Here is a 12213-nt window from a genome sequence, read left to right as displayed (position 1 = left end):
AATTGTTTTAATAGTTTTGTGCATAAACATAATTGGGATGTAGTAAATATGCTGAAAGTTAAATGTTTTAAGATTTCGTTTAGGGGAAATAAAAATTTAAAACTTAAGGTATTATTCAAGTTTAAGAAAAATGAAGGGGGCTTCTAAAAATGAAACGAAGAGTACTAGCGCTATTGATAACCAGTATGGTTATAACAACAACACTTTTAGCAGGGTGTGGAGGAGGTAAGCAGGCAACTAGTGGAAATGCTTCAGCTCCGAAAACACTTATTTATGCTCAGGGTTCTGACCCTAGGGGGTTAGATCCAGCTTATGTTGATGATGGAGAGTCAGCTAAGATAATTGTAAATGTGTATGAAGGATTACTTCAATATAAAGAGGGTTCAACAGAGGTGGAGTCATGTCTTGCAACAGAATGGAAGATAAGTGATGATGGAAAAGAGTATACATTTAAATTACGTCAAGGAGTAAAATTCCATGATGGAACACCATTTAATGCAGATGCAGTAAAGTTTAATATAGATAGACAAATTCCGCCTCAAGCAAAAGATGATATGCCATATGCATCATTTACTTTTGCGCCAGTGGAAAAGGTTGAAAAAGTAGATGAATATACAGTGAAAGTTACATTGAAGGAGCCATATACTCCTTTCTTGGCTAACCTTGCGATGTGTCTTGCAGCACCAATAGCAAGTCCTGATGCTATAAAGAAGAATAATGGAAACTTAAATGAAAATCCTGTAGGAACAGGACCATTTAAATTTGTATCTTGGAAAAAGGGTGAAGCAGTAACTTTAGAAAAAAATAATGAATATTGGGGAGAAAAAGCCAAATCAGATAAAGTAGTATTTAAGTTTACTAAGGAAAATTCAGTACGTGCAAGTGAACTTATGACAGGGTCTGTGGACATAATAGATGGAGTTGATCCTAATGATATTAAAAAACTTACAGATAGCAAGATGCAATTATTTAACGAACAAGGAATGAATATAAATTATATGGCATTTAACACATCTAGGGCGCCATTTAATGATGTTAAACTTAGACAAGCTATAAGTTATGCCATAGATAGAGAAGAACTTGTTAAATATTTATATCAAGGTTTTGCGGATGTAGCGTATACGCCAATGCCATCATTTATGCCAGGATTTAATGATAAGTTAAAGTCTTATCAGTACAATCCAGATAAGGCGAAAGAGTTATTAAAGGCAGCAGGAAAAGAAAATCTACAGGTTAAAATGATTACTTACTCAAACCCTAGACCATATAATCCAGTAAATGGGCAAAAGTTAGCTGAAGCCATCCAAAACTATTTGTCAAAAGTAGGAATAAAGGCTACAATTGATGTTTATCCATGGAAGGAATACAAAGAAAAAATAGCTCAAGGGGAAGGAGATATACTATTCTATGGATGGAATGGAGATAATGGTGATGCTGATAACTTCTTATCACTGTTCGATTCAAAGGAAATAAAATCTACCTTAAATGCTGCTAGATATAACAATCCTAAAGTAGATGAACTTCTTGTAAAGGGGAGAAAAACTCAAAATGGAGAAGAAAGAAACAATATTTATAAAGAAATACAAAAGATAGTAGATGAAGAGGCAGTTTGGCTTCCGATATCCTATGCAAAGAGTATAGCAGCTTACTCATCAAAGGTTAAAAACTTTGAGCTTCATCCAACAGGAGTTGTATTCTTAAAGGATGTAGAAAAATAATTAACACAAGATTAAGAAACCCCGTTTAGACACGGGGTTTCTACATAGGTATAATTTGTAGAAAGCTACGATTTCGTTACAAATTAGCCCATCTCATGATAATGAGATGTTTCCTAGGCATAATTTGTAGAAAGCTACGATTTCGTTACAAATTAGCCCATCTCATAATAATGAGATGTTTCCTATTATAAACTACTACATATTATTAGTGATTATACATTGGATATTATAGAAGGGGGCCAAAGATATGCTAAAGTATATACTTAAAAGATTAGTGCTATTACTACCTGTAATACTTGGGGTATCAATACTTGTGTTTTTAGTAATGCATGTTTTTACAACAGACCCTGCGAGTATTATATTAGGACAACATGCTACAGCAGAGCAGGTAGCAAACTTAAGAGAAGAGCTTGGGTTAAATAAACCTCTATATTTACAATATTTTGATTTTATAGGGGGTGTATTTAAGGGGAGCTTAGGAAATTCGCTTATAACTAAGACTTCAGTTACGGGAGAAATTCTAGCAAGATTTCCAGCAACTATTGAACTTGCTTTAGCAGCTATTATTATTGCTTCTATAGTTGGAGTAATTATAGGAGTGATATCTGCAGTAAAACAAAATTCTATCGTGGATTACCTTAGTATGATAGGAGCATTGCTTGGAGTTTCTATGCCAATATTTTGGCTTGGACTTATGCTTATAGTATTATTTTCAGTTAAACTTCATTGGTTACCTGTATCAGGAAGAATACAAATAGGTATGGAACCTGCTCATGTTACAGGATTTTATCTTTTAGATAGTTTAATAACTGGAAATATGGTTGCATTTAAAAGTGCACTCATGCATTTAACATTGCCTGCAGTAGCATTAGCTTCTTATTCAACTGCAATTATAGCTCGCATGACAAGATCTACAATGCTTGAAATTGTTAAGCAGGATTATATAAGAACAGCAAGAGCTAAGGGTTTATTTGAAAAAGTTGTAATACTTAAGCATGCGCTGAGAAATGCATTAATTCCTATAACTACAGTAATAGGACTTCAATTAGGTTCTCTTCTTGGTGGTGCTGTACTTACTGAAACGGTTTTTTCCTGGCCGGGGGTCGGGAGTTATACAATTGATGCCATAATGAAATCAGATTATCCGGTAGTTCAAGGAGCTGTAATGATCTTAGCGATTGTATTTGTACTTGTAAATTTGATAGTAGATTTACTATATGCATATTTAGATCCTAGAATAAAGTATTCGTAATAGGAGGTAATTATAAATGGAGACTAATGTGGAATTAAATGCCAGAGTTGAAGAAAGTGAAGAAAAATATAGACATTTAAAAAATACATTTAGCGTTCTTATAAAAAATAAAGCGGCTCTAGTAGGATTGATTATAATTTTATTATTAACTTTAATAGCTTTATTTGGAAAATTCATTATGCCTTATAATCCTTATGTAGGGGAACTTTCCAAAAGCTTGCAGGCTCCATCAGCCGCACATATATTTGGAACGGATGAACAAGGAAGAGATATATTAAGTAGAATAATAGATGGAACAAAAATATCTTTAAGAGTAGGGGTGACCTCAGTTGCTATTGCATTGAGTATTGGAACCGTAGTTGGTGCGTTAGCTGGGTATTATGGCGGGAAAATAGATATGCTATTAATGAGAATAATGGATATAGTACTAGCTTTTCCGTCATTGCTTTTGGCTATAGCATTTATGAGTGCCTTAGGAAAGGGAATAGATAAAGCTGTAATTGCAATAAGTATTGTTACGATACCTGAGTATGCGAGAATAGTTAGAAGCTGCATATTATCTGTTAAAGAAAGTGAATATGTTCAAGCGGCAAGAGTAATAGGAAATAATGATTTTAATATTATATTTAAGCACATCTTGCCTAATGTTATGTCGCCTATAATAGTACGTGCAACACTCGGAGTATCTTCAGCTATTCTAGACACTGCAGCTTTAGGATTTTTAGGGCTAGGAGTTCAGCCTCCTTTTGCCGAATGGGGAAGCATGCTTGGAGCAGGAAGAGGATATTTTTATAACGCTCCTCATATAATATTGTTCCCTGGTATTGCTATTACTATTACCGTATTAGCTTTTAATTTATTTGGAGATGGACTTAGGGATGCATTAGATCCAAGGTCTAGAAAATAGAGGTGATTGAAATGTTACTAGAAGTGAAGAATCTAAAAACTCAATTTAAAGTGCAAGGTGGACTTGTAAATGCGGTTAATGGTGTAGACTTTAGTATAGGTAAGGGAGAAGTTGTAGCAATTGTTGGAGAATCCGGCAGTGGTAAAAGTGTTACTTCTTTATCTGTCATGGGACTCATACCAAGTCCTCCGGGAAAAGTTATAGATGGAGAGATATTATTTAAGGGTGAAAATTTACTAAATAAAAACAAAAGAGAAATGCAGGATATAAGAGGAAATAAAATTTCTATGATATTTCAAGAGCCTATGACATCATTAAATCCTGTATTTACTGTAGGAAAACAAATTTCTGAATCTATTATGAGACATGAGAAGTTATCTAAAAAAGAAGCAGAAAAGAAAGTAATAGAGATGCTTGAATTAGTAGGAATACCTTCTCCAGAAACGAGGATTAAGGATTATCCCCATCAGTTAAGTGGAGGTATGAGGCAGCGTGTAATGATTGCTATGGCTCTTACTTGTAATCCAGAACTTTTAATTGCAGATGAGCCAACTACTGCACTAGATGTTACGATACAAGCTCAGATATTGGATTTAATGGTTAAGCTTAAGGAAAAGCTAGGGACATCAATACTTTTGATAACTCATGATCTAGGAGTAGTTGCGGAAACAGCCGATAAGGTTGTAGTCATGTATTGTGGAAAGGTTGTTGAAAATGGGACGGTAGATGAGATTTTTGAAAATCCAATGCATCCATATACCCAGGGATTGTTAAATTCTATTCCTAAGATAGATGAGGAGTGTGAAAAGTTATTTATGATACCCGGGATGGTTCCAAATCCTTTAGAAATGCCTGAAGGTTGTGCGTTCAGTAGCAGATGTAGTAAATGCAGTGAGAGATGTATGTCAAAAGAGCCTCCTTTGATAGAGCAAAACGGAAGACAAGTAAGATGCTTTTTGTATAGTAACAAAGAAAGGGGGAAGGTATAACTATGGAACTTTTGATGGAAGTAAAGAATTTGAAAAAATACTTTCCTGTGCAATCTGGATTTTTGAGCAGCAATAAAGGATATGTTAAAGCCGTGGATGATGTAAGTTTTAATATATATAAGGGAGAAACCTTAGGTTTAGTAGGAGAATCGGGCTGTGGTAAATCTACTACTGGCAGAATGCTTGTGAATTTGATGAATCCAACCAGCGGCAATGTATTATTTGAAGGTAAGGATATAAGAGAACTAAGCAAAAAAGATAAAAGAAGTCTAAGTAAAAATATACAAATAATATTCCAAGATCCATATGCATCTTTAAATCCTAGAATGACAATAGGAGATATAATAGCAGAGCCTATGAAAATAAATAAGATAGCAGAAAGCGCGGAAATAGAAAAAAGAGTTCTAAAGCTATTAAATTATGTAGGACTTGCAAGTTATCATAAAGACAGATATCCTCATGAATTTAGTGGTGGACAAAGACAGAGAGTTGGGATAGCAAGGGCAATTTCTGTAAATCCCAAACTTATAGTTTGTGATGAAGCTGTGTCAGCACTGGATGTTTCTATACAAGCCCAAGTCTTAAACTTACTACATGATCTTCAAAAGGAATTCGATTTGACATATCTCTTTATAGCTCATGGGTTAAATGTTGTAAAGCATGTGAGTAATAGAGTAGGGGTAATGTATTTAGGAAAACTTGTGGAGATAGCAAATGATAAAAAATTATATGGCGCTCCAAAGCATCCGTATACTCAGGCGCTTCTCTCTGCAATTCCTGTGCCTAATCCTAAAGTACAAAAGGAAAGAGTTATACTAAAGGGAGATGTGCCAAGTCCGTTGAACCCTCCCTCTGGTTGCAGATTTCATACAAGATGCTCTAAGTGCATGGACATATGTAAGGTGGAGGAACCTAAAATGATAGAGATTGAAGGAAGGCATAGTGTAGCCTGCCACCTATATAATGATTAATAGTTTAAGGTGAAAGTCGACAGAGGTCGGCTTTCTGTATTTTTGTGATCAGATTATTATATAACATAAATGCATATGATATAATTAATGAAGTGAATTAAGGCGTATTATATATACAACTTGAAGAGAAAGATTATTATTTAATAGTGTGGAGGTAAACATATGAATAAAAGTATAGGCTTTATAGGATGTGGAAACATGGGGCAAGCTATCATTGGAGGATTAGTAAAATCTAATATTGTTGAAAACAAAAAAATACTAGTAAGCAATCCTACTATGCCTGAACTTGAAAAGGTGAAGAGTGAACATGGAGTACTTATTACTACTAATAATAGAGATGTTGCTAGGCTTAGCGACATTATAATACTTGCAGTAAAGCCTAATAAGCATAAGGAAGTAATAGATGAGATAAAAGAAACTGTTAAAAAAGATGCAATTATTATTACCATAGGAGCAGGGATTTCCATAGAGTTTTTAAAGGAGTCCTTTAACACTGAAAATAAATTTGTGAAGGTTATGCCAAATACTCCAGCTTTAGTAGGAGAAGGCATGGCTGCAATATGCCATGATGGGTCTTTAATTGAAGAAGAGGAAAAAGAAGTATCTTCGATATTTGAAAGTCTTGGAAAAGTAGAGTGGGTGGAAGAAAAACTCATGGATGCAGTAACTTCTATAAGTGGATCTTCACCTGCTTATGTATATATGTTCATAGAGGCTCTAGCAGATGGGGGAGTAATGCAAGGACTTGCCAGAGATAAAGCTTATAAAATGGCGGCTCAAGCAGTGCTAGGTTCTGCAAAAATGGTTCTTGAAACAGGAGAGCACCCAGGACAATTGAAAGATAAGGTATGTTCACCAGGAGGAACTACAATTGAAGCTGTGTATTCCTTAGAAAAGAACAACTTTAGAGGAACTATAATTGAAGCGGTAAAAGTCTGTGGAGAAAAATCAAAAAAGATGAGTGGGAAGTAAAAAAAGTTGCCTTTGAGGCAACTTTTTTAAAAGTGCATTCCGTTTTCGTAGTAACAGCTTTCCTTAAATGCGGTAAACATTATGTCTACACTTTCATGACCAGTTTCCAGTACGTGCTTTGTCACTATACCAGCAACCATATCTTGGGTTTGTTGACCTCTATCAAACCAACCTATTTCAACAAAAGCATAAGGAGCTGCAACTTCACCATCTTTTATTAAAGTAGTAGGTATAAGTTCTATGGTAAAGTATTCTCTAGGGCATTTTAAAAGAGTTTGAAGCTCATCTACCATATCTTTGCTTATTTTGCATACTTCAGATTCTTTAAGGCCTCTAATTTTTATCTGTGGCATAACTTTCCTCTCCTTTTAATAAAGTATTTTTTTCTTTTTGTTTTGATATGTTCATATAGTTAGTTCCCCATATACCACCAAGTATTAGTAGAGAACCTATTATATGATAAGTATAAAACTTTTCTTTTAAAAATACTACACCTGCTACTATAGATACTATAGTAGATAAGTTTGTAAAGACTACAGATTTTGAAGCTTCTAATTTTGATAAACTATAATTTACAAGAAAGAAGGCTACAACTGATGAGAGTAATCCTAAATAAAATATTGATATTAAAAAGTCTTTAGACTTCAGTGGGGCAAAATAATTTATTAGGGTTCCACTTACTAGATGAGTGGATAAGGATAAAAAGTTAAAGGTTAGTGCTGCTATACCCATCATAAAGTAAGTGATTTCAAAAGAAGAGAATCTTATAGAAACCTTCCTGGAAAGTATATTAAAAACAGATGCGGAAATAACGGCTCCTAGTAAAAGAAATGTTCCTAAAACAGTATTTGAGCTATTACTGTTTCCGTTATATACTGTAATGAGGATTACTCCAATCACTGATAAAACTATAAAAATCCACTGATATATGTTGGAGTTCTCATCTAAGAAGTATATAGCTGCAATTGTTACGCATATGGGAATTAGGGCTATCATAATTCCGGCTTGAGAACTAGAGGAAAATTTAAGCCCATAGGTTTCAAAAATAAAATAAAAAACAGGCTGAGCTAGTGCAACTAAGAATAAAGGCTTTAAGTTTTTGTTTTTGTAATTTACAGTTACTACTTTAAATAATATTAGTAAAGACATAAATACAAAGCCAACTAAAAACCTATATGATAATAGTTCAAAGGGAGAAGAGTGATTAAGAGCTTTTTTAGAAAATAAAAAGCTAAGTCCGAATATAGTAGCATAGCATATAGATGCAATATATGGTAGGAATTCTTTTTTGGAATTCATAGAGTTACCTCCTGATTTTTTATTGTACATAAAATTAGTTTAGATGAAGAGGTCTTCACCTAAACTTTACAAACTGATTTTAAAGTTATTAATCCTCGGATAAGTAGGTTTCCCATTCTTCGTATAGTTTTTCGATTTCTTCTTGAATTTTAATAATTTGTTTATTTACGTCCTCACTTTTTAAAGGGTCGGAATAAACTTCTTCAAGGCATAGTTGATTTTGAAGATCTACAAGTAACTCTTCTTTATCAGCTATGGAGCCTTCAATATGCTTAATTTTAAGCTTTTTCTCTTTTTCGGCTTTTTCTATATCGCGTTTTTTCTTCTTTTCTAGATGTATTTGAGTTTTAGTTTTACCTTCTTGTTCCTCTTCTATCATAAATCTATGTGGATTTTTTTTCTTTTCTATATAGTAAGAATAATTGCCAAGGTATTCCTTAACTCCGCCTTGGTTTAACTCATATATTTTGTTGATAACTTTATTTAAAAAATATCTGTCATGAGAGATAACTAAAACTGTTCCGTCATAATCCATTATGGCGTCTTCAAGTGCTTCACGAGACATAATATCTAAATGATTAGTCGGTTCATCTAAAAGTAAAAAGTTAGATTTAGAAAGCATAAGTTTTAATAAATTAATTCTACACTTTTCTCCACCGCTTAACTTTTTTATTTCTTTGAACACATCATCACCAGTAAATAAAAAGGCTGCCAATGCACTTCTGATTTGTGTGGTGGTCATATCTGGAAATTCATCCCATACTTCATCAATTATTGTTTTTTCCAGGTTCAAATCAGATTGTTCTTGATCATAGTAACCTAAAAACACATTTTTACCAAGTAGTTTTAAGCCCGTATCAGCATTGATGGTATCCATTATTATTTTAAGTAAGGTGGTCTTACCCCTGCCATTTTCACCTATGAGAGCTACTTTTTCTTCACGTCTAATATCTAAGTTTAAGTCTTGAAAAAGTAACTTATCACCATAGCTTTTACTCATATTTTCTATGTGAAGCACATCGTTACCGCTTTTTATAAGAGTAGAAAAGGTGATTTTAGCAGCTCTAGGATCTCTATCAGGAGCATCAATTCTATCTATCTTATCTAGAGCCTTTTGTCTGCTTTCGGCAGCTTTTATACTTTTTTCACGATTAAAGGATCTAAATTTCTCTATAATTTCTTCCTGTCTTTTAATTTCAGCTTGTTGTAAATTAAAAGCCTTTAGTTTTACATCATAATCTTTTTTCTTATAATCAATAAATTTAGTATAATTACCATCATAAGAGTTCATGCGGCCATTTAAAAGTTCCATTGTTCTATTGGTTATTGCATCTAAGAAATATCTATCATGAGATATGATTATAATGGTTCCTTTATATGCCTTTAAATAATCTTCTAACCATTCAATTGCCTCTAAGTCTAAATGGTTGGTAGGTTCGTCAAGTAACAATATCTGAGGATTGGTCAGTAGGAGCTTACACAAGGATACTCTTGTTTTTTGACCTCCACTTAGACAATTTATGGCTTTGTCAAAATCTTGTTCAGTGAATCCGAGTCCTTTTAACACCTTACTTATTTCGCCTTTATAGGTATATCCGCCACGATTATTATATAACTCTGTAGCTACAGAGTAATCTTTTATTATTTTACTATGATATTCTTCATTAGATGGGTCATAAGGTTCATTCATCTTAATTTCTAAACTTCTCATTTTATTTTCGAGATTTATTATATCTTCAAATACCTTTAGCATTTCATCATATATTGTATTGTTAGAATCTAAGGAAAGGTGCTGAGAAAGATAACCTAAATTTTTATTCTTATCTATAAATAACTCTCCGCTATCGTATTCCATAGTGCCCATTAGTATTTTAAATAATGTAGATTTACCGGCGCCATTAGGACCTATAAGCCCAATCTTATCACCTTCATTTACACTAAAAGTAACATTATCTAATATAATATCTATTCCAAAAGTCTTATGAATTTCCTTTGAACTTAAAACTATCATTATTAATTCACCTCTTTATCATTACTATTGTACTATGTAAAGCTAAATTTTTGTAGATATAAATTATTTTATAGATATTTATTAATAATTTCGCTATATTTTTCACAATATATTATAGTATAGAAATAAAAAATGTGGTAAAATATAAAGATGATTAAAATAAGATTTAAGAGGTGTAGTGATGGACAAGAAAAAAGATATATCAATGGCTGTAATAAAAAGACTGCCTAAATACCATAGATATCTTGGGGATTTACTTAAAAATGAAGTTGATAGGATTTCCTCAAAGGAATTAAGTAAAAAAATAGGCTTCACTGCTTCTCAAATTAGACAAGATTTTAACTGCTTTGGTGATTTTGGACAGCAAGGTTATGGATATAATGTTAAAGAATTATATAACCAAATAAGTGGGATATTAGGTCTTACCAGAGAGTATAAAACGATAATAGTAGGGGCGGGAAATATAGGGCAGGCAATAGCGAATTATACTAAATTTGATAGACTGGGTTTTAGCTTGCAAGCTATATTTGATATAAATCCTAAACTTGTAGGACTAAAAATAAGAGATATCGAAATAAACGATATAGATGGCTTGGAAGATTATCTAAAGAAAAATTCAACAGACGTTGGAGTAATATGTGTTCCAAGTAAAGCGGCTCAAAATGTTGCAGACATATTTGTAAGAAATGGCATTAAAAGCATATGGAACTTTGCTCCAATTGACTTAAAGGTTCCGGAAGAAGTACACACTGAAAATGTTCATTTAAGCGAAAGTTTACTTACTTTAAGTTATTTAATGAGTCAGGATGAGAATTAAAAGAAAAAATAATTAAGTATAAGTTTGTGGAAAAATGTCGCTTGTTTAATTTTAAACAATTTAAGGCGTTATAAATCAATATAATTTGGAATAAACTAATGTTATTTCCAAATTATTTTTTTGGTTTTTTTAAAAAATATAAACTTTTTTGTTGAAAAGTAAATTTCTACGTTATATAATAAAAATGAGTATAGATATTTTATTTTTTATAAATCTTTGTTATAATATTAACAAGATTTATAAAAAAATTATAGGGAGGACAATTTGATATGGAATTTAAAAATGTTATCCTTGAAAAAGAAGGCAAGGTTGCTATTGTTAAAATCAATAGACCTCAAGCTTTAAATGCACTAAATTCAGAAACTTTAAAGGAATTAGACATAATAGTTGATGATTTAGCAAATGATAATGAAGTATTAGCAGTTATACTTACTGGTGGTGGAGATAAGGCATTTGTAGCAGGTGCAGATATCACTGAAATGAAAGAGTTAAACACAATGGAAGGCAGGAAATTCGGAATACTTGGAAATAAAGTATTCAGAAAGTTAGAAACTTTAGAAAAACCTGTTATAGCAGCTATTCATGGATTTGCTCTTGGTGGTGGATGCGAAATAGCTATGTCTTGTGATATAAGAATAGCTACTACAAAGGCAAAATTTGGACAACCAGAAGTTGGCCTAGGAATTACTCCAGGTTTTGGTGGAACTCAAAGATTACCAAGACTTGTAGGAATGGGAATGGCTAAACAGTTAATATATACTGGAGACATAATAAATGCTGAAGAAGCTTTAAGAATTGGACTTGTAAATAAAGTTGTAGAAGTAGAAAGTCTAATGGATGAAGCTAAAGCTTTAGCTAATAAAATAGCAGCAAATGCACCTGTAGCTGTAATGCTTTCTAAAGCAGCTATAAACAGAGGAATGCAATGTGATATAGATACAGCGTTATCCTACGAATCAGAAGTGTTTGGAGAATGTTTCTCAACTGAAGACCAGACAGAAGGTATGACAGCATTTGTTGAAAAGAGAAAAGAAAAGAACTTCAAAAATAGATAGGAGGTAAAGTATAATGAATTTTTCATTAACAAGAGAACAAGAATTTGTAAGACAGATGGTAAGAGAGTTTGCTGAAACTGAAGTTAAGCCATTAGCAGCAGAAATCGATATAACAGAAGAGTTTCCTATGGAAAACGTAAAGAAGATGGCTAAGCTTGGAATGATGGGAATACCATTTTCAAAGGAATACGGTGGAGCAGGTGGAGACGTTATATCCTATGC

General features: G+C 32.8%; 12 protein-coding genes. 9 read left to right on the top strand and 3 right to left on the bottom strand.

Translation table 11 applies throughout. From position 1 onward, the window contains the following. Nucleotides 1–149: 149 nt before the first annotated feature. The 6 genes from JOC70_RS08835 (at nt 150) to proC (ending at nt 6809) form a co-directional block, all read left to right on the top strand. Entirely contained in the window at nt 150–1718 is a 1569-nt protein-coding gene (locus JOC70_RS08835) for an ABC transporter substrate-binding protein (RefSeq protein ID WP_204598532.1), read from the top strand. A 247-nt stretch (nt 1719–1965) separates the two neighbouring features. Then, nucleotides 1966–2970: an ABC transporter permease gene (locus tag JOC70_RS08830; RefSeq protein ID WP_204598531.1), complete on the top strand. Its 1005-nt coding sequence runs from the start codon at nt 1966–1968 to the stop codon at nt 2968–2970. A gap of 16 nt (nt 2971–2986) precedes the next feature. After that, nucleotides 2987–3877, top strand: a complete 891-nt coding sequence (nikC, locus tag JOC70_RS08825) for a nickel transporter permease (RefSeq protein ID WP_204598530.1) — start codon at nt 2987–2989, stop codon at nt 3875–3877. A gap of 11 nt (nt 3878–3888) precedes the next feature. Further along, a complete protein-coding gene (locus JOC70_RS08820) occupies nt 3889–4866 on the top strand; it encodes an ABC transporter ATP-binding protein (RefSeq protein WP_207755276.1) in 978 nt (325 codons plus the stop codon). Nucleotides 4867–4868: 2 nt separating this feature from the next. After that, a complete protein-coding gene (locus JOC70_RS08815; RefSeq protein WP_204598529.1) occupies nt 4869–5837 on the top strand; it encodes an ABC transporter ATP-binding protein in 969 nt (322 codons plus the stop codon). 162 nt (nt 5838–5999) lie between these two features. Continuing rightward, nucleotides 6000–6809, top strand: a complete 810-nt coding sequence (proC, locus tag JOC70_RS08810) for a pyrroline-5-carboxylate reductase (RefSeq protein WP_204598528.1) — start codon at nt 6000–6002, stop codon at nt 6807–6809. A gap of 26 nt (nt 6810–6835) precedes the next feature. On the opposite strand, the gene JOC70_RS08805 is transcribed toward proC, so the two are convergent. The 3 genes from JOC70_RS08805 to JOC70_RS08795 form a co-directional block, all read right to left on the bottom strand. Then, nucleotides 6836–7162 carry a DUF1904 domain-containing protein gene (locus JOC70_RS08805; protein WP_204598527.1) on the bottom strand — a complete coding sequence of 109 codons (327 nt, stop codon included), beginning with the start codon at nt 7160–7162 and terminating at the stop codon, nt 6836–6838. Then, on the bottom strand, nt 7143–8108 hold the full coding sequence (locus tag JOC70_RS08800) for a DMT family transporter (protein ID WP_204598526.1): 966 nt from the start codon (nt 8106–8108) through the stop codon (nt 7143–7145). The genes JOC70_RS08805 and JOC70_RS08800 overlap by 20 nt, the downstream gene beginning before the upstream one ends. Nucleotides 8109–8196: 88 nt before the next feature. After that, nucleotides 8197–10119 carry an ABC-F family ATP-binding cassette domain-containing protein gene (locus JOC70_RS08795; RefSeq protein ID WP_204598525.1) on the bottom strand — a complete coding sequence of 641 codons (1923 nt, stop codon included), beginning with the start codon at nt 10117–10119 and terminating at the stop codon, nt 8197–8199. Nucleotides 10120–10300: 181 nt separating this feature from the next. On the opposite strand from JOC70_RS08795, the gene JOC70_RS08790 reads away from it, so the two are divergent. The 3 genes from JOC70_RS08790 to JOC70_RS08780 all read left to right on the top strand — a co-directional run. Next, nucleotides 10301–10936: a redox-sensing transcriptional repressor Rex gene (locus JOC70_RS08790; protein ID WP_204598524.1), complete on the top strand. Its 636-nt coding sequence runs from the start codon at nt 10301–10303 to the stop codon at nt 10934–10936. 269 nt (nt 10937–11205) lie between these two features. Further along, nucleotides 11206–11991, top strand: coding sequence for a short-chain-enoyl-CoA hydratase (locus JOC70_RS08785; RefSeq protein ID WP_204598523.1), 786 nt, complete (start codon nt 11206–11208; stop codon nt 11989–11991). A 13-nt stretch (nt 11992–12004) separates the two neighbouring features. Then, on the top strand, nt 12005–12213 hold a 209-nt coding region (locus JOC70_RS08780; RefSeq protein ID WP_204598522.1), incomplete at its 3' end, for an acyl-CoA dehydrogenase family protein.

It is taken from the genome of Clostridium pascui (genome assembly GCF_016908015.1).
Taxonomy (GTDB): Bacteria; Bacillota; Clostridia; order Clostridiales; family Clostridiaceae; genus Clostridium_AK; species Clostridium_AK pascui.
Note: the sequence above shows the minus strand (reverse complement) of the source record. Positions and strands in the feature narration are given on the sequence as shown.